The organism is Alicyclobacillus sp. CIJ1 (genome assembly GCF_057538885.1).
In genome coordinates this window covers 22,079-45,481 of sequence record NZ_BAAJPH010000103.1, presented here as the reverse complement: position 1 = coordinate 45,481, position 23,403 = coordinate 22,079, and the positions used below count along the sequence as shown (strand labels likewise).

The following is a 23,403-nucleotide window of genomic DNA, read 5'->3' as shown; positions in this document are numbered from 1 at the left end:
AAGGTTGAGACGATTTGGCCGAGTATTACTTCCAGTATCACATTCGCCGAGATCGCCCGGGGTTGTTGGGCGACATCGCTTCCCTGCTTGGCATGCTCGGGGTCAACATCGTACAATTATCGGGAGTGTCCGAGTATGGAAGAGGATTCCTGATCGACGTGGATCGGCCGGACATCCTCGATGTGCTTCGGACCATGCTCGAGTCCATGGAAGACATCGAAGTGACAGCGCTCCGGGAACCGACGCTTCGGGACAGGCTTGCGCTGCGCCACGGGCGATTTATCGAGCGGAGCGACACGGAGAAACGGACGTATCGGTTCGTTCGAGACGAACTCGGCGTTCTGGTCGACTTTTTGGGTGAAATTCTGAAGCGCCCCGGTCGACAGGTCATTGGCGTCCGTGGACAGCCGCGCGTGGGCAAGACCGAGGCGGTGGTGGCGGCGAGCGTCTATGCGAATAAGCGTTGGCTGTTTGTGTCGTCCACGCTGCTGAAGCAGACGATTATGCGCGAGCTTCCATCCGCCACGTTTCGCGCCGAACCCTTCGTCTACATCATCGACGGCGCGGTCTCCGTGATGCGCGGCGGCGAGGACCATATGCGCTGCGTGGACGAAATCCTGCGCATGAAGGCGCCGGTCGTGATCGAGCATCCCGACATTTTTGTCCGGCGGACGCGCTACACGTGGGATTTGTTCGACATGTTGATCGAATTGCGCCGAGATCCGCAGGAAGAAATTCGCTATGATATGTTCGAAGACGAAGCGGCCACGTGGGCTCAGGAATAGAGACGCCACAGGACAAGGGAGGGCGACGCGTGCACGAGCAGTTGGGGCAAATTCTGCGCGCCAGGCGCGAATCGCTCGGACTCACGGTCGAAGATATCGAGGAGCGGACGAAAATCCGGAAGCGCTATATCGAGGCGCTGGAATCAGGGCAGTGGGATGTCCTGCCCGGCCGCGTGTATGCGCGCGGTTTTGTCCGGAGTTACGCCGAAGTTCTCGGGCTGGACGGAAGCGAGCTTTTGGAAAAGTACGTGGACGGCGGTGAAGCGGGCAGCAGTGAGCCAGGCGTGAGGGCCGAGCCCTCTGCGCAGACTTCCGAAAACCGGGCCGCGGACCGAAAGCCAGCGGCGCGGATGGTAGAGCCGAGATCGCTCAACGAGATGGAGCGGACAAGATCCCGGGCCTATGAACGCACCGGGGCATCTCGACGGGAGACGTATGACCGGCCCGTCCGATCGGTGGGATCCTGGGTCGGACAAGGACTTCTCATTGTCGGGGCGCTTGTGGTGGTTGGAGGGCTGTATGTTCTTCTGCATCACCACCACGGCCAACCGAATCATGGAGCGAACACCACTACGCCGAGTCCGCAGAAGACAGAGGCGACCAAGCCTGCCACGCATAAGACGGCTCCGCCCAAGCACGCGACCCAGCCTGTCAAGAAGGCACAGCCTATGGTGGTGGCGTTGCCGTACGCCAACGGGACGTACACGTACAAAGTGCTTAACGCCACGAGCCTCCAGGTGGTGGTGAGCGTCAATTCGGGCGAGCTGTGGTTCAGCGCGACTGCAGACGGACAGGCGGTGGCGCCGAACGTCATCCTGAATCAAGGACAGTCGAAATCGATCTCGGCGCAGAACAACGTTACCTTCCACCTTGGGCATGTCCAGGGGGTATCCATCACAGTGGATGGGCAGCCCATCCAGCTTCCGAACATCACGTGGGCGCCCGTGATGGTCATCGAGCGAGGGTGACGAGGAACGGTCAGAAGCGTACACTGGAGGATGTAGAGGAGCGGGAACATGGCCAAAGAGGCTTCGTTCGACATTGTGTCCAAAGTGGATCTTCAGGAGGTATCGAACGCCGTTCAGCAGGCTCGGCGGGAGATTGAGACGAGGTTTGACTTCAAAGGTTCGAAGAGCGAGATCCGACTGGAGGGCGACAAGCTGACACTCATTTCGGATGACGAGTACAAACTTGAACAGTTGATGGACGTGCTCAAGACCAAACTTGTCAAGCGGAATGTGTCGCTGAAGGCACTGAGGCCGGGCAAGGTCGAGCCTGCCTCCGGGGGCACGGTTCGCCAGGTGGTCGAGCTTGTGAATGGCCTCGACGCCGATCACGCCAAGCAGATCACCAAGCTCATCAAGGACTCGAAGATCAAGGTCCAGGCGCAGATTCAGGGAGATCAGATCCGCGTCTCCGGCAAAAGCCGCGACGACCTTCAGGCGGTCATTCAGATGTTGCGGAACGCCGATTTGGATGTTCCGCTGCAATTCACGAACTATCGCTCGTGATGGGGTGCCCGTGCGCAAATTGGACAAGAGGGGCGTGGGCCGTTGAATCTGGCAAATCGGATTACACTGGCCAGGATTCTGCTGGTGCCTGTCGTCTGCGTCATCCTGTTGGTCCCGTTCCACATCGGTTCGGTGACGTTCCACGGACAGACCACCACCGCAAACGAGGTCCTGGCTGCGCTCGTCTTCATTGCGGCGGCGGCCACGGACGCACTGGACGGACGCATCGCGCGGAAGCGGAAGATGATCACAAACTTCGGCAAATTTCTCGACCCGCTGGCGGATAAGCTGTTGGTGTCGGCGGTGCTCATCATTCTGGTTCAAATGCAGCGCATGCCGGCCTGGGTCGCCATCGTGATCATCAGCCGCGAGTTCGCGGTCACCGGGCTCCGCCTCATCGCAGCGGGAGACGGGGTGGTGGTGGCGGCAAGCCAGTGGGGTAAGTGGAAGACGACTGCGCAGATGGTGGGAATCGTGCTTTTGATGTTGAACAATTTCCCTTTTTCCGTCATCAATGTTCCGATTGCCCAGGTGATGATCTACGTGATGGTGATCATGACTGTGGTGTCGGCGATCGACTATTTCTTGAAAAATCGAGAGATGATTTTGTCGCGCGCCTCGTGAGGCGCTTGTCAGGATGGAGAGGGTGGCTGTGTCCTTGGCAGAGCCTTGCCGCGCCGAACTGATTGCGGTCGGTACAGAAATTGTCATTGGGCAGATCCACAACGGGCATGCCCGAGAGATTTCGCAGGAACTTGCGAAGCACGGAATGTACGTGTACTATCACAGTGCGGTAGGAGACAACGAGGCGCGGATTATGGAGACGTTCTCCATCGCGTCCCGGCGCTCGAACGTCGTGATCGCGACGGGAGGACTGGGGCCGACGCAGGACGACTTGACGAAGGAATCGCTGGCGAAGTTTCTGGGAAGACGACTCGTGCTTTCCCAGGAGGCGCTCGCCGAGGTCGAGTCCTATTTCAAACGAAGAGGCAGGCCCATGCCGGAGCAGAACCGGAAGCAGGCCCTCGTCATCGAGGGCGGAGAATGGATTCCAAACCCGAACGGGACCGCGCCGGGACAGTATGTGTTTCACAACGGCGTGCATTACTTTCTTCTTCCGGGTCCGCCCCTCGAAATGCGTCCCATGCTGCAAAATTACGTGATTCCTCGCCTGGTTGACCACTTTGGCGGCACGCGCAAGTTGGTTTCCCGGATTCTCCATTTCTGCGGCATCGGCGAGTCGGATGTGGATGCTAGCATCGCCGATCTGACATGCAAGGACAACCCGACCGTGGCTCCGTACGCCGGGGAGGGCGAGATGGTGCTCCGCATCACGGCATCGGGTCCCACGGAAGAGGCGTGTTGGGAACTGATCCGTCCGGTCGAGGACGAGTTGCGCAAGCGGTTCGGGCCGTTTATCTACGGCGTCGACGACGACTCGCTGGCCTCCGTCGTCTTGCGGCGGCTCCACGAGACCGGCTCGACGTTGGCCGTGGCGGAAAGCTGCACCGGCGGCATGCTGGCCGAGATGATCACGGACGTGCCCGGCAGCTCAGCCGCGTTCGTGGGCGGTGTCGTGGCGTACGACAATCGGATCAAGGAGTCTGTGGTGGGTGTTCGCGCCGAGACCTTGGCGGCACACGGAGCCGTGTCGGAACAAACGGCGCGCGAGCTGGCGGAGGGCATCCGGGCGAAACTCGGGGCGACGTACGGCATTGGCGTGACGGGCATCGCGGGCCCCGGCGGCGGTACGCCGGAAAAACCGGTGGGTCTTGTGTACGTGGGGCTCGCGGGACCACGTGGGTCGCAGGTGTATGAGCTCAGACTGCGCGGTTCGCGCGCCCAGATTCGCATCCGCAGTTGCAAACAGGCGCTCTGGAGACTGTGGCAGGAGTTGAATGGAGATTCTGATGTGGGAAGAGACAAGACAGGCAGAGGAGAGAAAGGTTGAGAGTATGTCATCGTTTGAGTCTTTTGGGTTGAACCGCCGCGTACTGCAGGCGATTCACGATATGGGGTTTGAAGAGCCATCGCCGATTCAGGCGGCGTGTATTCCGGTCGTGCTGGAGGGCCGGGACGTGATCGGCCAGGCGCAGACCGGCACAGGGAAGACGGCGGCGTTTGGAATCCCGCTGGTGGAACGGGTGTCGACGGAGCCGCGCGTGCAGGCCATCGTGTTGACCCCTACGCGCGAGCTGGCGATTCAGGTGGCGGGTGAGATCCGCAAGATCGCGAAATACAAGCGTGTCCGATCCGTCCCGATTTACGGCGGGCAGTCGATTGTGCACCAAATCCGCGCTCTGAAGCAAGGCGTGCAGATCGTCATTGGTACCCCGGGACGGGTGTTGGACCACATCCACCGCGGCACGTTGTCGCTGAGCGATGTCCGGATGGTCGTGCTCGACGAAGCCGACGAGATGCTCGACATGGGCTTCATTGACGACATCGAAGCCATTTTGCGCGAGACGCCGAGCGATCGGCAGACCATGCTGTTCTCGGCCACCTTCCCGAACGAGGTCAAGCGCCTCGCGCTGCGTTACATGCGTGATCCGCAGCACATCACGGTCAATCGCGGCGAGGTGACCGTGCCGCAGATCGATCAAGTGTGCTACAAGGTGCTCGAGCGCAACAAGCTCGACAGCCTCTGCCGCATCGTGGACAGCGAGGACATCCAGCTCGGGATCATCTTCTGCCGGACGAAGCGCGGTGTGGACGATCTCGTCGAGGCCCTGCTTGCGCGGGGGTACCTGGCTGACGGACTTCATGGCGACCTGAGCCAGGCCCAACGCGACAGAGTCATGCGGAAGTTCCGCAAAAACGAAATCGAGCTGTTGGTCGCGACGGACGTGGCGGCTCGCGGCCTGGACGTCGACGACGTGACGCACGTCATTAACTACGACGTCCCGCAGGATCCCGAGTCGTACGTGCATCGCATTGGCCGCACCGGGCGCGCTGGCAAGCGAGGTCTCGCGATTACGCTGGTGACGCCGCGCGAATACAAGCTGTTGAAGCAGATTGAGCGGGAAATCAAGCAGAAGATCACGGTCCGCGAGGTGCCGTCGCTGGAGGACGTGGCCGAGCGGCAGGCGGAGATGTGGCGCAGCAAAATCGTGGACGTCATCCGCGAGGGCGGCCTCGCGCCGTATCGCGCGATTCTGAGTGGCCTCGTGGACGAGCACGATCCCATCGATATCGCTTCAGCCCTGCTGAAACTTGCTTCCTCAGGAGATGGGAACCGGTCGGAGGCGGACGAATACGACTTCGGAGACACGGGCGCGCGGCCGGGGATGGTGCGGTTCTTCGTCAATGTCGGCCGCACAGCTCGGATGAGCCCGCAGGATTTTGTGCGTGCCATTTCCGAAGAGGCCGGTGTGCCGGGCGACGCGGTTGGGCGGATCGACATGTTCGAGAAGTTTACGTTCATCGAGGTGGAGGAAGAGAGCGCGCCTTTCGTCTACGAGGCGCTGCGCCAAAGCCGAATCAATGGCACGCGGGTGAATTTGGAGCCCGCGAAGCCGCGCTCGTCGCGCCGCTGAACGCAGATCGAGCAGGGGGAGAGCCGGACACGCGAGTGTCCGGCTCTTGCTTCGCCTGGGGGAACGGAAACGTCAATGCGAACGTTTGTTTGCATTTTTCGCAGGAACGTGTACAATCGGATCGAAGGATTCCTGCGAGCGTTCGCGAATAGGTTCTCGTGTTCGGGAGCAAGCGGAGAAGAGGCTCACGGGCATACGCGCTTGAAGAAATTGAGGGATGGTGTGCCATGGGAGACAAAAAAGCGGCTTTGGAACAAGCCCTGCGAAAAATTGAAAAGGAATTTGGGAAGGGCTCCATCATGCGGCTCGGTGAAGCGGCCGCAATGACGGTGGAGACCGTGCCGACGGGATCGATTGCGCTTGACATTGCGCTCGGCGTCGGAGGACTTCCTCGTGGCAGAATCGTGGAAATCTACGGGCCGGAGTCGTCGGGCAAGACGACCGTGGCGCTACACGTTGTCGCGGAGGTGCAGAAGCTCGGCGGTCAGGCGGCGTTCATCGACGCGGAACACGCGCTGGATCCGGTGTACGCCCAAAAGCTTGGGGTCAACATCGACGAACTCTTGATTTCTCAGCCGGACACGGGGGAGCAGGCGCTCGAAATCGCGGAGGCGCTCGTTCGAAGTGGCGCGGTGGACGTGATCGTCGTAGACTCCGTGGCAGCCCTGGTCCCGAAGAATGAGCTGGAGGGCGACATGGGCGATTCGCACGTCGGATTGCAGGCGCGCCTGATGTCGCAGGCGTTGCGCAAGTTGGCGGGCGCCATCAGTAAATCGAAGACCATTGCCATCTTCATCAACCAGATCCGGGAAAAGGTCGGCGTCATGTTTGGAAATCCCGAGACCACGACAGGCGGGCGCGCGCTGAAATTCTACGCCTCTGTGCGGTTGGAGGTTCGGCGCGTTGAGGCCATCAAACAGGGGAATGACGTGGTGGGATCGCGGACGCGAATCAAGGTTGTGAAAAACAAGGTCGCTCCGCCGTTCCGCCAGTGCGACGTGGATATCATGTTTGGGGAAGGGATCTCGCGCGAGGGCAGCCTGATCGATATTGCTACGGAAATCGACGTCGTTCAGAAAAGCGGAGCCTGGTATTCCTTTGGCGAGGAGCGCCTTGGACAAGGGCGTGAAAACGCTAAGCAGTACTTAAAGGAGCATCCGGAGATCGCGGAGCAAATCGAGGCGGCGGTTCGCGAGTACTTCCACGTGAATCCGGCAAAACCGCTGGTGGCCGCCGCTGCGGAGGATGCGGACGATGGCGCAGACGCCTTCGACGACTTCGACGCCTTCTGATGAGGAATCGTTCGTTCTCATTCGCCGCACGGAGGCCACGGGCAAATGGCGCTCCCTCATTTGCGCGGAGTTCGAAGGTGCGCCCTCTCTGTACCTGACAGCCGAAGACTGGGTCGATTGCGGGCTCAAGGTCGGGATGAGGATCTCCGTGAAGCAGTACGCGGATCTGGAGAGGAGATCGAAGGTGGCGCGAGCCCTGCGTGAGGCGCTGAAACTGTTCGAGGTTCGCCCGCGCTTGGAAGGTGAGTTAAGTCGGGCGCTCCTGCGCAAGGGCTGGGAGCGTGAGGTCATCGAGGGGGCGATGGCCCGCCTGCGCGAGAAGGGGCTTCTCAATGACGAGAAGCTCGTGCGGGATCTCGTGGACGTTTGGGGGGGGACGAGAAGCCGCCGGGAAATTCGCGCGAAATTGAGATCTCGGGGGGCGCCGACTGCGCTCGTGACCCAAGCCCTGGAGTCGTGCGTCGACGATGAACGAGAGCGAGAGGCCGCGCTCAGGCTCGCGGAGAAATCTTTTCGCCGCGCGGCTGGCCGCCTTGCGGACGTGGATGAACGCCGGATCCTGATGCGCCTTGTGCGGAAGGGATTTTCACCTTCCCTTGCGCGGTGGGCGGTGCGAGAAGCCATCAGACGGCTGGGTGAGCAGGAAGTCGACCCACGGGCGTAATCGCCTTTTCTTGACACCGTTTTGAAACAACACGTAGAATAAAAGTGCGTATCACCTACGGCCTCTAGCTCGAAGACGTCATGGTTCCGATGCGAACAGGTGATCGTCGACCGGAGCAAGGAGGCGCCTCATTGGAAGTCGCAGTCTGGCTGTTGATTGTGGTTTCGCTGGTTTGTCTAGGCTTGGGCTTAGGTGTGGGTTACGTGGTCCGGCGCATGGTCGCCGAGGCCAAGATTGGCGCCGCAGAAGCGCGCGCCTTGGAAATTATAGAAGCCGCGCAGCGGGACGTCGAGGCTCGGCGCAAGGAAGCGGTCCTTGAAGCCAAGGAAGAGGCTCACCGCATCCGGCAGGAGGCCGAGAAGGAGCTGCGCGAGCGACGCAACGAGATTCAACGGATGGAGCGTCGAATCCTGCAAAAAGAGGAGGCGCTCGATAAGAAGCTCGAAGTCCTGGAGCAGAAGTCGGAGGAGCTTCGCCGCGAAGAACTAGCCATCCAGGCGCTCAAAGACGAGGCTGAGGCTCTGCGCCAGGAACAGGTCAGGGAGCTCGAGCGAATTTCCGGTTTGACGCGAGAAAGCGCGAGGCAGCTCATCCTGGAACAGGTTGAGCGCGAGGCGCGCCATGATGCGGCGGTCATGGTCAAGCAGATTGAACAAGAAGCCAAACGCGAGGCGGATCGGCGGGCGAGGGACATTGTCGCCAACGCCATCCAGCGGTGTGCGGCGGATCATGCTTCCGAGATCACCGTGACGGTGGTCAACTTGCCGAATGACGAGATGAAGGGCCGCATCATCGGACGAGAAGGCCGCAATATCCGAACCCTCGAGTCGCTTACGGGCGTGGACTTGATTATCGATGACACGCCGGAAGCGGTCATTCTGTCAGGGTTTGACCCCATCCGTCGCGAGATCGCCAAAATTGCGCTCGAGCGACTGGTCGCCGATGGGCGCATCCACCCTGCGCGGATCGAGGAGATGGTAGAGCGGGCTCGCCGGGAAATCGAGGACGTCATCCGCGAGCAGGGAGAACAGGCCACGTTTGACGCGAATGTCCATGGCCTGCATCCCGACCTGGTAAAACTTCTCGGTCGCCTGCGCTTCCGCACGAGTTACGGGCAAAACGTGCTGAAGCATTCCATCGAGGTTGCGCATCTCGCAGGGATGATGGCTTCCGAGCTCGGGCTCGACGCTGCCCTTGCGCGCCGAGGTGGATTGCTGCACGACATCGGCAAGGCGGTCACGCACGAGGTGGAGGGGTCGCACGTGGAGATCGGCGTTGATCTTGCGCGTCGATACAAAGAGCATCCCGTCGTGATCAACTGTATCGCCGCACACCACGGCGACGTGGAGTTCACCTCACCGATTTCCGTGATCGTCGCGGCGGCAGACGCCATCTCGGCGGCTCGCCCGGGTGCGCGCCGCGAAACACTGGAAGTGTATATGAAACGTCTGGAGAAGCTCGAACATATCGCGGATTCGTTCGCGGGTGTCGAGAAGAGTTATGCGATTCAGGCGGGTCGCGAGATCCGCATCATTGTAAAACCCGAATTGGTCGACGATGCTGAGTCTGCGCTGGTTGCGAAGGAGATATCCAAGAAGATCGAGAATGAACTCGACTATCCCGGCCAGATCAAGGTGACGGTAATTCGAGAAACTAGAGCCGTTGAATACGCAAAATAGGGCAGCCTGGAGGCTGACCCTATTTTTATACATCCGTTCGCGTTTCCCGCGAGCCGTGCGCTGTTGGGCGACGTTTGACCCCTCTTGTCCGTTGGCATAAAGGGCTTTCTGGCGAATATCGTATAGTGTCCTACTGCCGACGGAACAGAGGAGGTCATCTCACCGTGGATGTGTTAAAAGTCTCGGCAAAATCCAATCCCAATTCGGTCGCAGGCGCCCTCGCCGGCGTCGTGCGCGAGCAAGGTTCGGCAGAGATTCAGGCCATTGGCGCGGGCGCCCTCAATCAAGCCGTGAAGGCCGTCGCCATCGCGAGGGGGTTCGTCGCACCAAGCGGAATCGACCTGGTCTGCGTACCTGCCTTTACGGACATCAAGATTGATGGCGAAGACCGAACTGCCATTCGCCTGCTCGTAGAGCCTCGTTGAGAAAGGATGAACTTCAGTGGCGCGAATGCTTGTGGCCGACGCACACGTAGACGTCCTGATGAAGTTGGCGGAGGGCAACGTGGCGTTTCTGGACGACTCGCCCCATCTGCGCGCGAATTATCATTCCCTGCGCGAAGGTGGTGTCGCCACACAAGTGTTCGCGCTCTTCGTCGATCCGTCCTTGGACTCGTACACGCAACTCGCGCAAGTTTTACGGCAGATTGACGCCTTCTACCAGCAAATTGCTATCCTGGCCGACGTTCGGGCGGTGCGTTCCAAGGAAGATCTACGCATCGCCCGCCAACAGGGACAAATGGCCGCCATCTTGTCACTTGAGGGCGGCGGCTGCCTGCGCGGGCGCGTCGAACTCCTTCGCGTACTGTACCGGCTCGGCGTTCGAGGCGTCGGTCTGACGTGGAACGACGCGAACGAGTTGGCCGACGGATGCGGCGAGTTGCGAGGCGCTGGGCTCACCCGCGCTGGGCGCGATGTGCTGCGTGAGATGCAGCATCTGTCGATGTGGATCGATCTCGCCCATCTGCATGACGCGGGTGTGCGCGACGTGCTGCGGCTCACGGATGGACCCGTCATGGCGTCGCACGCGAACGCGCGTGCCGTCCATCCTCACCGCAGGAATCTGACGGACGATGTCATTCGCGAGATCATCCGCCGGGACGGGTGGATAGGACTGACGTTTCAGCCATCATTCGTCGGACCGGATCCGGTCGGGGTGGACGACGTGTTCCGCCATTTGGACCACGTGCTCGATCTCGGAGGGCACCGCCACGTCGGCTTTGGATCGGATTTCGACGGCACGTCTGCGGACATTCCCGGCCTCGCGGCCAGCCGGGACTACCGCACGTTCGCGGAACGCCTGTGCGACCGGTACGGCCAAGACCTCGCGCAGGACTTCCTTTTCCGCAATTTTGAAGCGTTTCTGTTGCGTCAGCTTCCTTCTACGTCGCCGCTCTGACGGAATCGCCAAATCGCCGCCTGAGGCGGCCTATGGTTGGATTGCGTCACCGACGTTTGCGGCAAAACCGAAACCTCCGCAAGTCTGGGAGAACCCTCCGCAAATCCTCCGCTTAAACCCTTTGGGCCATCGCCCAATTTTTCCCCTCCCGTGTTCATCTCGGCGCACCTCCATTCGCCCATGCATACGATGTGCTGTGAGCGCGACTGGGCAGAAGCCGCCGGGCGCGATGCCCGCTGGCTCCTTGCCTCGCAATCGGTTCGATCCCTGCGAGCGCAGGTCCGCTCGATTTCTGCACAGAGGAGGTAGCCGCATGGTGCTGTCCAGCAAAGACCTCAGCTACCGGGAAATCATGGCCAATGCTGTGTGTGGCCGCGGCAACAAGTACTCTCAGACCACGTACACCGTTCGTCCGGCCCACCGCCCGAGCACAATCGGAGGCTGCTGGGTGATGAACCACGTGTACGAGGCGGAGTTGGTCGGCGACTACGTCGAGGTCCGGGGCCGGTTTGACATCAATGTATGGTACTCGTACAACGGCAACACGGACACGGCGGTCGCCAAGGAGACCGTCACGTACACGGAACAGATTGCCCTTCGCGACATCGACGACGCCTGTGTGCGCGACAGCCGCGAGGTGTGCGTGCACGTGATCCAGAGCCCGAACTGCCTGGACGCCACCCTGACGGGCAACGGCTCCGAGGTGTTGGTGCGCGTCGAGAAGGAACTTGGCGTCGAGGTGATTGGTCAGACCAAGTTGTGTGTCGTCACGGTCGACCTCGCGGACAAGAAAGACGCCGACTTCTTCGAAGAGGAGAGTCAGGTCGAGGAAGTCGAGATTGAAGACTGAAGGCGCGACCGCATTCGAGGGGGCAGGCGCCCCCTCCCTTTGTGTCCGGGAGGAGGTGCGCGCATGGGGGATGACGTTGCACGCGCACAACTGACCATCTACGCGGACGGCCCCTTTCCGGGGTCGCGGAAGTTCGGCGAACAGACGCGGTTGTTCCAAGATCTCACCCTCCTCGGGCGCGGTGGGGGCGTGGACGTACAAGTCCTGACGCCAGGCGATCTATCGGCCGGACGCGCGCATGTGTTTACGGGCGCCGAGTGGGAAGTAGCGCCACGCAACGACGTCGGCATGGTGTTGCGCCGGTCCGGCGTCTTCCACCGCCAACCAGCCGTCGCCGCAAGGGAATTAGTCGCGCTTCGCCGACAGGGGCTTCTACATACACTTCCTCGACAAAGTGGACATAAATGGAAAATGTACACCTGGCTTCGCGTACACCAACGCCTACGACCTCATCTCCCGCCCACCTGGTTGTGCGCTCGGATAGAGGACCTCGTGGCGCTTCTCACCAGGCAGGACGACCTGTATGTCAAGCCGCTCAACGGGACGCAGGGCCAGGGCGTCCACCGCGTGCGGAGGCGAGCGGGCCGCATCGAGCTATGGCCTGCGTCGGGCTGCGGACCTATCGTGGTGGCGACGCCGTCCGATCTCTCACGCGCTTGGCCCACTCGTTCGTGGCTGCCATCCGTGGCTCAGCAAACCATCCCCCTCGCTCGTACGGGAAACAGGCCATTTGACCTTCGATGGCTCGTCTGCGACGGTGACCAACCGCGGATCATCGCCAGGGTCGCGCGCGTTGCCAAGCCTCAGGCGGTCACCACCAACATTCACACGGGCAGTGAACCGCGGGCCGCGGATGCTGTCCTCGCCGAGGTGTTCGGGCCGCAGCCGGCGAGCGATCTCGTCGACCGGTTGGACGAGATCGCCATGACCATCGCGCAGCTCGCTCGCGAGCGATTTGGGCCGTATGCCGAACTGGGGCTAGACCTCGCGGTGAGCGAGGACGGCCACCCGTACTTCATCGAGCTCAACCCCACGCCCGGCCGCAAAATGCTGCGCCGGCTGGATCCCAAGGTGCATCGTCTGTCACTCCAAGCGTTACTGGAATATGCTATCCAAGTTCGACAGCGGCGCGGGGGATGACTGCGGGGGTGAGGAAGATGGTGCAGCGGCCGCTCATTGGCATTCTGGATCACCCGCGATGGGACGTACGCCGGGAGACCCTCCGAGAGAGTGATCAAATGGCGGGGATTCGACGGATGGTCGAGATCGCGCAATCGCTGGGGGCGGAGGCGTTCGTGTTTGGCTTAGGGGACGTCGATCTCCAGGCGAGGCGCATCCGCGGCTTCTCTCGTACAAACGGCCAATGGGTGGAGCGCGTTTATCCGTTTCCCGACGTGATCTACGACCAACTGGTCTCTCGCAAGATCGAGCGAAACGCGGCCTATCGATCGATTCGACAGGCGCTTTCATCCGCGTACGGGGATCGGTTCTTCAACGACGGCTTCTTTGATAAGTGGCAGATCTACGAATGGTTGCGGCGCTCTCCCGTGCGTTCGCACGTGCCTGAAACCATTCGTCACAGGTCTCTCGCTCAGGCGGCGGCCTTTGTCGCCCGCCACCACGTCACGTTTCTCAAGCCCCTTCACGGGAGCCTCGGTCTCGGCATCGTTCGCTTTGCGCTCGAGAAAGACGGGTCCGTTTCGTACGAATGGAAGCGATCGCGGGACGGCGTCGTCCGCGGCACCGCCGCTTCACCTGCCGAGGCCGTGCAACTGTTCCGCACGCAATTGCGAAGGCGGCCGTATATTTGGCAGCAGGGTATCGATCTCGTCGCGCTCGACGGACGGCCTGTCGATGTTCGCATCCTGCTGCAGCGCGACGGCACCGGCGCTTGGAAGCGCACCAAGATGTTTGCCCGGGTCGCGAAATCCGGGGACTTCACTTCCAATCTCGCGACGGGCGGCGGCGCCATGCCTGTGGACCGCGCGATTCTCGGCGCCTTTCCTGACGAAGCGAAGAAGCGTGTGCGCGCTTCGATCCGCCGCGTCGCCGAGGCGGTGGCGGAGGCAGTTGAAGCGGGCGCGGGACGCACCTTTGGCGAACTCGGTATCGATCTCGGCGTCGATCGGCGCGGTTTCGTGTGGGTCATTGAGGTCAACTCCAAGCCGCGCAAAGCACCTGCGTCGGCGAGCGGCCGCGACGACCTGGTCGAACTTTCGTTTAGGCGACCGATGGAATACGCGCTGTTCCTTGCGCGCCGGCCGTCGTGAGTCGCGCCGAACCAGGGGGGAGTGCAGATGGCGTACTATCTGTTGTTTAAAAACCAGCCCTCGGCCAGACGGCTCATGGCAAGCGTGCCTCGCCTCTCCAGGTACACGGCGAGCAATCGAATGACGGATCGCGACGTATTGGTTCGATGGGGAATGATGGAGGAGAGCGATCCGGCCCACGGCACCGTGCTGAACAGCAGCGAAGCCCAGCGCCGCATCGCTTCGCGCGCGCAGATGGCGAAGTTTTTAAGGCGGGTGGGCGTGCGCGTCGCGCCCCGCGTGAATCGAGACGGGCTTCCCACGACGTTCAGCCGTCAATACCGCATCCCGATTTTCGACTTTGTGCCCATCGGCTGCTTTCGCTCGGACTCGGGGGTGGACTGGACCTCATCCCGCATTTCGCGGATCCACGATTCGTTTGAGGAGGTGCCGCTCGACAGCGACGGACAGACGCGCCGTGCCACCTACCTGGCGACGCGCACGCTGCACGCGCTGGGGCTCGACTTCGGCCTCGTCTCCATTGGCGTCTCCGATCGCGGCTTTCTCCAGGTACTGGACGTGAGCGCCGCGCCCATCTTGGAGGGTCGCTTACTGGAGTTATACCGGGATGCCATCCAGCGCTTCGTCGAGCGGGAAGAAGAGTGGCGCCGCCTAGGTCCGCCGGCCGTCACACTTGGCGCCGATGTCGAAATCATGCTGAGAAATGCGCAAGGGAAGATGGTACTCGCAAGTAAGTATTTTCCTAGAAAGGGTCGGATCGGATGCGACGACCGCAGCGTCCAATTCGACGGCCGGCGCTTGCCCCTGATGGAGCTTCGACCGGCACCCGATTCTTCACCCGAGGGTCTCTTGCTGAACCTGCGTGCGTTGATGCAGGAAGCGAGCGAGATCATCAATCGACCTGGCGTCGAATGGCGAGCGGGCAGTGCTCCGTTTCGGCCGTACTGCACGGGAGGGCACATTCACATCTCCGGGGTGCCGCTCGGCGCGCGGTTGGTCCGGGCGCTCGATCACTACGTCGGGTTACCCCTCATGGCCGTCGAAGACCCCGTCCGCGCTCAGTGGCGTCGGCCCAAGTACGGATTTTTGGGCGACGTGCGCCAAAAGTCGCACGGCGGATTCGAGTATCGGACGCCCGCGAGCTTCGTATGTAGTCACGCGGCTACCCGTGCCGCGTTTCACCTCGCTCACCTGGTCGCTCGTCATCACCGCGAACTTCCTTTGTATGACATCTACTCTCCGCAACTTCAATTGGCGTTTTACAGTGCTGACCGCGAGGCGCTGCGGCCCATCCTGCTGCGCAACATCGACGCCATCCGTGCGCATCCCGAGTACGCCCAGCATCAGGACGCCATCGAACCGCTGTTTGCGATGATCGAACGTGGGGAGACCTGGGACGAGACGGTGGACGTTCGCCAGGAGTGGGGAGTACCCCTCCGCCGCGCGCAGGGGCCGAAACGGACACATGTCTCCGCAGCCCGAAGCGTGTAGATTGCACGTCGCGTGAGGTGGGGGTCATGAGTGAGGCATTCCGTGGAAATGTCCACAGCGGCCAGGCGAGAGACGTCACGTGGCGGCATGATGGCCCGGCCTTTGCCATTCTCACCGCGGAACATCCAACTGGATTCGCCGGATCGCGGCGTTATTTCCGTGATATTCTTGCAGCGGGACAAAAGCGAGGATTCCTCGTGTATGTGATCACGCCAGAATCGGTTGCTGAAGGAGCGTTCTGGAACGGGTACGTCAGGTTGGGCTTTCGCAATTGGCAACGGATGTGGTTGCCTCGCCCGCTTGCAGTGTACAATCGCATCCCAAACCGGGCGCTCGAAGCGAGCGCTCCGGTGCAACAGGCGCGCGCCACACTCCAGGCGATGGGCATCCCGTTCTTCAATCACCGTTACTTCAACAAGGCCAAGATTTACGAAGCCGTTCGCCGCGCAGGGCTCGGCCAACACCTCCCGGAGACAAGGATGTTTGCGGGTGCGGACTCGCTGATGGACCTTTTGAGCCGCCACCAAGCGGTCTATTTGAAGCCCGTGGGCGGCAGCATCGGGCGCGGCATCGTGCGCGTGGAGCGCCGGGGCGACACCTTCGAGGTGTGGGCGCAGCGCGCCCATCGGGCGGAGCATTGGACGGTTCACGAGTTTCGAGAGTTGGACGAAGCCCTTCGTCGAGCGCGTCTCCCAGGCGCCTACGTGGCGCAGGCTGCCGTGCCTGTCATTCGCTTCGAGGGGCGACCGTGCGACGCGCGCGTTCTCCTTCAGCGCCCAGGGCCGAGCTGGCAGGTTGTCGGTTATGGGATTCGCGTCAGCGGTGCAGAAAGCATTACGAGCCACGTCCCGAACGGCGGCCATATCGCAGACCGGTGGACCGTGCTGCGCGAAGTGTTCGGGTCCCGCAGTGAAGAAGTCGATGCCAGGCTCGTCTCGTTCACCCGATCCGCCGCCGCAGCGATTGAGCGGTCGATGCCAGGGCACGTGCGCGAAATGTCCATCGACGTCGGCCTCGACGAAGCCGGACACCCTTGGTTGTTCGAAGCGAACGCGAAGCCGATGCGATTTGACGAGCCCGACATCGCGCGCCGCGCGAGCGCGGGCGTGATTGAGATCCTGCGGGACCTCGCCGGCATCTCGCGTTAGACGAGCGGCCACGGCAGCAGAAAGCGCTGCTTGCCTTTGGTCACATATTGAATCTGGTGCAGGGGAATATAGTGCCACTTGCTGTCGTACACCAGCAGAGCTCGATGGGATTGGAGAATCTCGTCGATCTCAGGGAAATCGCTGGCGTACGATTTTTTATTGGGCGCGACCACGGCGCCGTCCAGCGGGTGCTCGCGGAAGGCCACGTGCACCTCGAAGGTAGGAACGTTCACTTTCTCCGACATGACGAGTTCCTCACCACGTTTATACACTTTACTGCTTATGGTATCATGTGAGATTAGATGTGCAAGACGCAACTATCATTCCAGACGGCGGAGTGTTGAGATATGGAGAACTTGATTCGCCTCGCGCGCGAGGGAAGGCTCGAAAAGGGCCTCGGCCTCGTGTTTGGACAGACGCATCGGCCCAATCAGTCGGTGCGCGTGTCGTACGATGCCGATTCGCTCACGCGCGCGTATCGAGTGGGTCGGAAGCCAAGCGGAGAGCCGTACCGGTTTTTGATCCGGACGTACGGCTGCCAGATGAACGAGCACGACACGGAGGTCATGGCGGGCCTTCTGACCGCCATGGGCTATGAACCGACGCAGGATGTGGAGGAGGCCGATTTCATCCTCTTCAACACCTGCGCGGTTCGGGAAAACGCGGAGGAGAAGGTGTTTGGCGAGATCGGCCGGCTGCGGCCCCTCAAGCGTCAAAACCCCGAGCTCATCTTCGGCCTGTGCGGCTGCATGGCCCAGGAGAAGGGCGTGCAGCGAATGGTGCGAGAGAAATATCCGTGGATCGATCTTGTGTTCGGCACGCACAACATCCACCGCCTGCCGGCGCTCCTCTATGCCGCCCGCGCGTCACAGGAGACGGTGATGGAGGTCTGGGACAACGCCCCAGAGACGGTGGAGGACTGGCCGAAGCTGCGCAAGGACCGGGTGCGCGCGTGGGTCAACGTGCAATACGGGTGCAACAAGTTCTGCACGTACTGCATCGTCCCGTATACGCGCGGCGTCGAGCGCAGCCGCCTGCCCGAGGACGTCCTGCGCGAAGTGGCGGAGTTGGTTCAGGAGGGGTACCAGGACATCACGCTGCTCGGGCAAAACGTGAACGACTACGGCGTGGATCTCGGCACGACCAACTTCGCTCGCCTCTTGCGTCAGGTCAATGCGGTGCCAGGGATCGGCTGGATCCGGTTTACGACGTCCAATCCGTGGAACTTCACGGACGAGCTCATCGACGCCATCGCCGAGTCGGAGAACGTCGTCGAACACATTCACCTGCCCGTGCAGTCTGGCAACAACGAGATTTTGCGGCGGATGAACCGCTCGCACACGCGGGAGTACTATCTGCGCCTGGTTGACAAGATTCGCCGAAGAATTCCCGGCGTTTCGATCACGACCGATCTCATCGTCGGCTTCCCCGGGGAGACGGAGGCGCACTTCCAGGACACGCTGCGGCTAGTGCAAGAGGTGGAGTTCGACAACGCGTTCACGTTCATCTACTCTCCTCGGGAGAACACCCCGGCGGCGCGGTGGAAGGACGACACGCCGCTCGAGGAGAAGAAAGAACGCCTCCTGCGGTTGAACGAGGTGCAGAACGAGATCAGCCGGCGGCATAACGAGAAGCTGCGCGGCGCGCTCGTCGAAGTGCTCGTCGACGGCGAGAGCAAGACGAATCCAGAAGTGCTCTCGGGTCGCACGCGGACGAACAAGTTGGTCCTGTTCCGAGGCGACAAGTCGCTCATCGGGCAGCGCATCCGCGTGCGCGTGACGGAGCCGCAGACGTTCTTGTTGAAGGGCGAGATCGCGCAGGTGGAAGAGGTGGTCTCGTGATGGCCCTTGCGACGCATGTCGGCACGGACACCATTCTGGCTGTCGCGGATGAACTCGCGGAGATGATCCGGCAGTCCGATGAGTGTCGATCGTACTGGCACGCGAGAGAAAAGATGGAGCGCAATCCGCGGGCGCAGCGCCTGTTTGACGAGCTCAAGAAGAAGACGAATGGGCTCTGGACGCTCAGGGACAGGCTTGGGGAATCGCATGAAAAATACCTGCGCATGAAGCGGGAGATCGATGACCTCTGGGAGCGCCTGTACGAGATTCCCGTTGCGCTGCAATACAAGGCTGCTCAGGACGAGTTGAACGCCCTCGTGCAGGAGGTCGTCGAGGTGATCTTGGCGAATTTGCACGGGACGCTCCCTGTCGAGCGGGGGCCGCGCATGTGCGGGAGCGGCGGGTGTTCAGGAGGCTGTGGCGGATCCTGCCACGCGAGGGCCGGAGCGTGAGGAGGTCGACTCGTGAGCCTGACGCCGATGATGCGGCAATACTGTGAGATCAAGTCGAAGCTCGACGGCGATACGCTTTTGATGTTCCGCCTGGGAGACTTCTACGAGCTGTTCTTCGAGGACGCCGTCGTCGCGAGCCAGGCCCTCGACATCACGCTCACGGGGCGCGACGCGGGCGAGGCGGGGAGGGTGCCGATGTGCGGCGTCCCTCATCACGCGCTGGACGGGTACCTCGAGCGGCTCATCGAGCAAGGGTTTCGCGTGGCGATCTGCGATCAGGTCGAGGATCCGAAGGCGGCGAAGGGCCTGGTGCGCCGCGAGATTGTCCGCATCGTCACGCCGGGCACGGCGGTGATGGAGGAGTCGGACGCGCGCTACCTCGCGGCGCTCGCGTTCCAAGGCGACGAAGTCGGCCTTGCGCTCGTCGACGTCGGCGCCGGCGACGTGTGGTTCGGGGCCGGGAGCGCCGAGGATGTGCGCGATCACGTCGCCAGATTTCGGCCGCGCGAGATCCTGCTCGAAGGCGCGCAGGCGTTTCCCAGTTGGCTCGAGGAGACGGTGAATCGGCACGGAGCCATCGTGACACGCGTCCCCGCCCCGTCGGGCGACGCGTTTCTCATGCACTATGGTGTGACGTCGCCGGAGGCGCTCGGCCTGCGGGCGGGATCGGCTGCGGTATCCGCCTGCAACATGGCCTTTCAATACCTGAGGGACACGCAGATGGCCGCGCTCCGCCATCTTGCCCCGCCGCGGCCGCTCCTCGAACCGGGGCGGATGTGGCTTTCGGAGCGCACGGTCGAACATCTGGAACTCGTGCCAATGGGAAGCGGCCGGGATCGGAAGACCTCCCTGTACGACGTCATCCGCGAGACGGTGACGGCCGCCGGGTCACGCCTGTTGCGGACGTGGATGCTGCGGCCGCTGACCGATCGCCTCGCCATCGAGGAGCGGCTCGACGCTGTGGCGGCGCTCGCCGACGATTCGCTCCTCCGCGCAGAAATTCGCGAGGCGCTGAAGGGCATGCACGACCTTTCTAGGCTTCTCGCAAAGTGCTCCATCGGCCGCGCTACACCCCGCGATTTGCTCGCGCTGGCGCACGCCATCGAGAAAGGCGAGGCGGCTGTCGCGCTTTTGCCTCTGGAGGGCCCGGCGCTTTTCAGCCGCCTGACCCGAGATCTGCCCGACTTTCGGCCGCTTGCCGAACACATCCAGGGCGAACTCGTGGACGATCCGCCCGCAACGGCCACCGAGGGCGGCATCTTCCGAGACGGCGTCGATGCCGAGATCGACCGCCTGCGTTCGCTGCAATCGGAGGGCCGCAGCTGGCTGCGCGAATTCGAAGCGCGAGAGCGTGAGCGCACGGGGATCAAGTCGCTCAAAATCGGGTACAACAAAGTATTTGGCTACTACATCGAGGTGTCCAAAGCGAACTTGTCGTTGGTGCCCGCGGAGTACGAACGCAAGCAGACGCTCGCATCCGGCGAGCGCTTCACGCACCCCGAGCTCAAGGCACGGGAGGCCGACATGCTCACCGCCGCGGAACGCGTGGTGGAGCTCGAGCGCGAGCGCTTCGAGTCGTGGGTCCACCGCATTCGCGAGCAGGCGAGCGAACTGCAGCGGTTTGCGGAGGTCGTGAGCACCGTCGACGTGCTCGCGGGGCTGGCCGAGTTGGCCGTGAAACGCGGCTATGTCCGGCCTGAGGTGACCGAGGACGTCGGCATGGAAATCCGTGAGGGCCGCCACCCGGTCGTGGAGGCGTCGCTCGGCGCCGAATTTGTGCCGAACGACCTCGTGCTCACGCCCGACGCGCCCATCATCCTCCTGACGGGCCCGAACATGGGCGGCAAAAGCACCTACATGCGCCAAGCGGCCCTCATCGCCATTCTCGCGCAGATGGGCTCGTACGTGCCCGCCCGCTCGGCACGCGTTGGCCTCGTCGATCGCGTCTTCACGCGCATCGGCGCGTCGGACGATCTCAGCCGCGGCCAAAGCACGTTCATGGTCGAGATGACGGAACTCGCGGAGATCCTGCGCGAGGCGAGCGGAAGGAGCCTCGTCCTGCTCGACGAAATCGGGCGGGGCACGTCGACCTACGACGGATTGTCCATCGCTGAAGCCGTGCTGGAGGATCTGGCCGAGCGGCGCGAGCGGCCGCTCACGCTCTTCGCGACGCACTATCACGAGCTTATCTCGTTTTCGGAGCGGTTCTCTTGCGTCCGGAATCAGTCCATGGCGGTGGAGGAGACGGACACCGGTATCCGGTTCCTGCACACCGTCGTGATGCGCCCGTCCGACCGAAGCTACGGCATCCAGGTGGCTCGGCTCGCGGGCTTACCGGATCGAGTCATTCGGCGCGCCATGGAATTTTTGTCCGCGCGCGAGGTCACACCCGAGGTGGCGGCGTCGCGAGAGGGGCGGCGCGAGCGGCGCCGAGAGCCGCAAGTGCGTGAAGACGGCCCGGTTGCACTCGATTTGTTTGCCGCTCCGTATCGCGATCTCGTCGATTGGCTGGCCGCGCAGGACGTGATGCGCATGACGCCGCTCGAGGCGATGCAGGTGTTGCACGAGGCCGCGGAGAAAGCGAGGGATCTCGTCGGATGGGCAAGATCCAGGTAATGCCGAAGGTGATGGCGGACCAGATTGCGGCGGGTGAGGTCGTCGCCCGGCCTGCCTCGTGTGTCAAGGAGCTCGTCGAGAACAGCCTGGACGCCGGTGCCACGCGCATCGAGGTTTCCCTTGCGGAAGGCGGGATCGCCTGTGTGACCGTCGTGGACGACGGGGAGGGCATGTCGCCCGAGGACGCCGTCTTGGCGTTCCACCGCCACGCCACGAGCAAGGTGCATGAACCGCGCGATCTCGCCCGCATCCGCACACTCGGCTTTCGGGGCGAGGCCCTCGCCGCCATCGCGTCGGTCGCGCGCGTTCGCCTCATCACGCGGGCGCGCGGGGAGGAATCGGGGGTCATGGTGCGCGTGGAAGGCGGTCACATTCACCCACCCGAGCCCATCGGTGCGCCGTTTGGCACGACCATGGAGGTGCGGGATCTGTTCTTCAACACGCCCGCCCGCCTCAAGTATCTGCGCAGCGCGCAGACGGAGCAGGCGAGATCGGTGGAAGTCGTGCAGCGCGAAAGCCTCGCACATCCCGAGGTGGCCTTTGTGTGCCGCACCGAGCGCCAGGTTCTGTTCCAGACGCCGGGGCGCGGCGATGCGCGCGAAGTCTGGGCGGCGCTCTACGGGGTGGGCGAAGCGCGCATGCTTCTCGAGGCGCGCGGCGCGACGGATGATTATACCCTGCACGGATACGTGGGCCGACCCACGCAGGCCCGCTCCTCCCGGCAGCACGGCTACCTCTTCATCAACGGCAGGCCGGTGCGCAATCCGGCCGTGCAGCAGGCCGTGGAGCGCGCCTATGGCGAACGGCTGATGGTGGGGAGATATCCCGTCTATGCCCTGTACCTCGAGATGGACCCGGCGCTGGTCGATCCCAATGTCCATCCACAAAAATGGGAGGTCCGCCTGAGCGAGGAGCGCGACGTCTGCCAACTCGTCGAATCGGCCGTTCGGGAGGCCCTGGATAACGCGATGCTCACGGCGTCTCCACGCGTGCGGACGAGCGCTCCGATCGGGTCCCCCGTGCCACTCAAGTTGCTGGAGGAGCCAGAGCGCACGCGCGAGATGCGGCAGAGTCCGTCGCCCGCCGCAGATCCCAAGGAGCCCCCGCGTCACCTGGCGCGCTCGCCTTCATTCGGCCAAGGCACAGGCCGAACGGCCGCGCCGAGAGAGGTTTGGGAGTCTGCGCTCGCGGTGCGCGAATCGGCGGCCTCGCAGCTCGAGGCTGAGTCCAAGACGGAGGCAAACCACGCCGAGGACAAGCGCGAGGTCCAGCAGGAGCGGCCCACGGACTGGAGGCTTCGCCCTATCGGGCAGGCGCTCCGCGCGTACATCCTGGCTGAAGATGGGAATGACCTGTATATCATCGATCAGCATGCCGCGCACGAGCGCGTGCTGTACGAAGATCTGCTCGACGCATGGGAACACGGCGACATTCAGCCCATGCCGCTTCTGACACCTCTCGAACTTTCGCTTAGGCCGCCGGCTTTCGAGGAGGTCATGGCCTGCCGAGAGGAACTCCTCGCGCTCGGAATCGAGATCGATCCGTTCGGCGCCCACACCGTGCTGGTGCGCACCATTCCCGATTCGTGGCAGGGGCTCGACTACGCTGCGCTCCTTCGCGACGCGCTGGATGACCTCGCGTCCATGGGGGCAAAGGCGACCGCCCCTGATATCATGCACCGCCTGGCGACCCGAGCGTGCAAGGCGGCCGTCAAAGCGCACGACGTGCTGACCATGCCGGAGATGGAAGCGCTCTGTCGAAGATTGACCCGCGCGCGGGATCCCTATCATTGCCCGCATGGTCGCCCCGTGTTTCTGCGCATGACCGAACGGGAGTTGGCGAGATCGTTTCGGAGGATCGTATGACACAG

21 protein-coding genes are annotated in these 23,403 nt (G+C 62.5%); 20 read left to right on the top strand and 1 reads right to left on the bottom strand.

The window, feature by feature from the left end; translation table 11 throughout:
• The first annotated feature begins 14 nt into the window (after positions 1-14).
• The 16 genes from AC27E8_RS07810 (at position 15) to AC27E8_RS07735 (ending at position 16,624) form a co-directional block, all read left to right on the top strand.
• The gene (locus AC27E8_RS07810; RefSeq protein WP_012810807.1) at positions 15-785 is read left to right on the top strand and encodes a DUF3388 domain-containing protein; all 771 of its coding nucleotides are present in this window, start codon (positions 15-17) and stop codon (positions 783-785) included.
• A gap of 29 nt (positions 786-814) precedes the next feature.
• A complete protein-coding gene (locus AC27E8_RS07805) occupies positions 815-1,753 on the top strand; it encodes a RodZ domain-containing protein (RefSeq protein ID WP_487098856.1) in 939 nt (312 codons plus the stop codon).
• Between the two features lie 48 nt (positions 1,754-1,801).
• Positions 1,802-2,296 carry a YajQ family cyclic di-GMP-binding protein gene (locus AC27E8_RS07800; RefSeq protein ID WP_014464219.1) on the top strand — a complete coding sequence of 165 codons (495 nt, stop codon included), beginning with the start codon at positions 1,802-1,804 and terminating at the stop codon, positions 2,294-2,296.
• 42 nt (positions 2,297-2,338) lie between these two features.
• Positions 2,339-2,920, top strand: a complete 582-nt coding sequence (gene pgsA / locus AC27E8_RS07795) for a CDP-diacylglycerol--glycerol-3-phosphate 3-phosphatidyltransferase (RefSeq protein ID WP_008340002.1) — start codon at positions 2,339-2,341, stop codon at positions 2,918-2,920.
• A gap of 28 nt (positions 2,921-2,948) precedes the next feature.
• A complete protein-coding gene (locus AC27E8_RS07790; RefSeq protein ID WP_487098884.1) occupies positions 2,949-4,247 on the top strand; it encodes a competence/damage-inducible protein A in 1,299 nt (432 codons plus the stop codon).
• Positions 4,248-4,251: 4 nt separating this feature from the next.
• Positions 4,252-5,832 carry a DEAD/DEAH box helicase gene (locus tag AC27E8_RS07785; protein WP_487098857.1) on the top strand — a complete coding sequence of 527 codons (1,581 nt, stop codon included), beginning with the start codon at positions 4,252-4,254 and terminating at the stop codon, positions 5,830-5,832.
• A 227-nt stretch (positions 5,833-6,059) separates the two neighbouring features.
• On the top strand, positions 6,060-7,124 hold the full coding sequence (gene recA / locus AC27E8_RS07780) for a recombinase RecA (protein WP_014464223.1): 1,065 nt from the start codon (positions 6,060-6,062) through the stop codon (positions 7,122-7,124).
• A complete protein-coding gene (locus AC27E8_RS07775) occupies positions 7,087-7,788 on the top strand; it encodes a regulatory protein RecX (protein WP_487098858.1) in 702 nt (233 codons plus the stop codon). Before recA ends, AC27E8_RS07775 begins: the two co-directional genes overlap by 38 nt.
• 131 nt (positions 7,789-7,919) lie before the next feature.
• Positions 7,920-9,467, top strand: a complete 1,548-nt coding sequence (rny, locus tag AC27E8_RS07770) for a ribonuclease Y (protein WP_041695132.1) — start codon at positions 7,920-7,922, stop codon at positions 9,465-9,467.
• Positions 9,468-9,631: 164 nt separating this feature from the next.
• A complete protein-coding gene (locus tag AC27E8_RS07765) occupies positions 9,632-9,892 on the top strand; it encodes a stage V sporulation protein S (RefSeq protein ID WP_014464226.1) in 261 nt (86 codons plus the stop codon).
• Between the two features lie 25 nt (positions 9,893-9,917).
• Entirely contained in the window at positions 9,918-10,865 is a 948-nt protein-coding gene (locus AC27E8_RS07760) for a dipeptidase (protein WP_487098885.1), read from the top strand.
• A gap of 313 nt (positions 10,866-11,178) precedes the next feature.
• Entirely contained in the window at positions 11,179-11,715 is a 537-nt protein-coding gene (gene cotE, locus AC27E8_RS07755) for an outer spore coat protein CotE (RefSeq protein ID WP_014464228.1), read from the top strand.
• A gap of 63 nt (positions 11,716-11,778) precedes the next feature.
• Positions 11,779-12,855 carry a YheC/YheD family protein gene (locus AC27E8_RS07750; RefSeq protein WP_487098860.1) on the top strand — a complete coding sequence of 359 codons (1,077 nt, stop codon included), beginning with the start codon at positions 11,779-11,781 and terminating at the stop codon, positions 12,853-12,855.
• A 17-nt stretch (positions 12,856-12,872) separates the two neighbouring features.
• Positions 12,873-13,985 carry a YheC/YheD family endospore coat-associated protein gene (locus AC27E8_RS07745; protein WP_487098886.1) on the top strand — a complete coding sequence of 371 codons (1,113 nt, stop codon included), beginning with the start codon at positions 12,873-12,875 and terminating at the stop codon, positions 13,983-13,985.
• 27 nt (positions 13,986-14,012) lie between these two features.
• Positions 14,013-15,476: a putative amidoligase domain-containing protein gene (locus tag AC27E8_RS07740; RefSeq protein ID WP_487098861.1), complete on the top strand. Its 1,464-nt coding sequence runs from the start codon at positions 14,013-14,015 to the stop codon at positions 15,474-15,476.
• Between the two features lie 26 nt (positions 15,477-15,502).
• Entirely contained in the window at positions 15,503-16,624 is a 1,122-nt protein-coding gene (locus tag AC27E8_RS07735; protein ID WP_487098862.1) for a YheC/YheD family endospore coat-associated protein, read from the top strand.
• Here the strand turns inward: AC27E8_RS07735 and AC27E8_RS07730 are convergent.
• Positions 16,621-16,869: a hypothetical protein gene (locus AC27E8_RS07730; protein WP_008340032.1), complete on the bottom strand. Its 249-nt coding sequence runs from the start codon at positions 16,867-16,869 to the stop codon at positions 16,621-16,623. The genes AC27E8_RS07735 and AC27E8_RS07730 overlap by 4 nt on opposite strands.
• A gap of 102 nt (positions 16,870-16,971) precedes the next feature.
• Here AC27E8_RS07730 and miaB point away from each other — a divergent pair, with 102 nt between their 5' ends.
• Genes miaB through mutL form a run of 4 tightly spaced genes read left to right on the top strand, consistent with a single transcriptional unit; the run spans position 16,972 to position 23,398 of the window.
• Entirely contained in the window at positions 16,972-18,465 is a 1,494-nt protein-coding gene (gene miaB / locus AC27E8_RS07725) for a tRNA (N6-isopentenyl adenosine(37)-C2)-methylthiotransferase MiaB (protein WP_487098863.1), read from the top strand.
• The gene (locus AC27E8_RS07720; RefSeq protein WP_014464236.1) at positions 18,465-18,917 is read left to right on the top strand and encodes a YlbF/YmcA family competence regulator; all 453 of its coding nucleotides are present in this window, start codon (positions 18,465-18,467) and stop codon (positions 18,915-18,917) included. Before miaB ends, AC27E8_RS07720 begins: the two co-directional genes overlap by 1 nt.
• Before the next feature lie 12 nt (positions 18,918-18,929).
• Positions 18,930-21,533, top strand: a complete 2,604-nt coding sequence (mutS, locus tag AC27E8_RS07715; protein ID WP_487098864.1) for a DNA mismatch repair protein MutS — start codon at positions 18,930-18,932, stop codon at positions 21,531-21,533.
• Entirely contained in the window at positions 21,515-23,398 is a 1,884-nt protein-coding gene (mutL, locus tag AC27E8_RS07710; protein ID WP_487098865.1) for a DNA mismatch repair endonuclease MutL, read from the top strand. Before mutS ends, mutL begins: the two co-directional genes overlap by 19 nt.
• Positions 23,399-23,403 lie beyond the last annotated feature (5 nt).

Coding starts and splice junctions, on each gene's coding strand:
- mutL (WP_487098865.1), top strand. CDS start 21,515: ATGGGCAAGATCCAGGTAATGCCGAAGGTGATGGCGGACCAGATTGCG.
- AC27E8_RS07775 (WP_487098858.1), top strand. CDS start 7,087: ATGGCGCAGACGCCTTCGACGACTTCGACGCCTTCTGATGAGGAATCG.
- miaB (WP_487098863.1), top strand. CDS start 16,972: ATGGAGAACTTGATTCGCCTCGCGCGCGAGGGAAGGCTCGAAAAGGGC.
- AC27E8_RS07760 (WP_487098885.1), top strand. CDS start 9,918: ATGCTTGTGGCCGACGCACACGTAGACGTCCTGATGAAGTTGGCGGAG.
- recA (WP_014464223.1), top strand. CDS start 6,060: ATGGGAGACAAAAAAGCGGCTTTGGAACAAGCCCTGCGAAAAATTGAA.
- cotE (WP_014464228.1), top strand. CDS start 11,179: ATGGTGCTGTCCAGCAAAGACCTCAGCTACCGGGAAATCATGGCCAAT.
- AC27E8_RS07745 (WP_487098886.1), top strand. CDS start 12,873: ATGGTGCAGCGGCCGCTCATTGGCATTCTGGATCACCCGCGATGGGAC.
- AC27E8_RS07720 (WP_014464236.1), top strand. CDS start 18,465: ATGGCCCTTGCGACGCATGTCGGCACGGACACCATTCTGGCTGTCGCG.
- AC27E8_RS07785 (WP_487098857.1), top strand. CDS start 4,252: ATGTCATCGTTTGAGTCTTTTGGGTTGAACCGCCGCGTACTGCAGGCG.
- AC27E8_RS07750 (WP_487098860.1), top strand. CDS start 11,779: ATGGGGGATGACGTTGCACGCGCACAACTGACCATCTACGCGGACGGC.
- AC27E8_RS07730 (WP_008340032.1), bottom strand. CDS start 16,869: ATGTCGGAGAAAGTGAACGTTCCTACCTTCGAGGTGCACGTGGCCTTC.
- AC27E8_RS07735 (WP_487098862.1), top strand. CDS start 15,503: ATGAGTGAGGCATTCCGTGGAAATGTCCACAGCGGCCAGGCGAGAGAC.
- AC27E8_RS07740 (WP_487098861.1), top strand. CDS start 14,013: ATGGCGTACTATCTGTTGTTTAAAAACCAGCCCTCGGCCAGACGGCTC.
- AC27E8_RS07800 (WP_014464219.1), top strand. CDS start 1,802: ATGGCCAAAGAGGCTTCGTTCGACATTGTGTCCAAAGTGGATCTTCAG.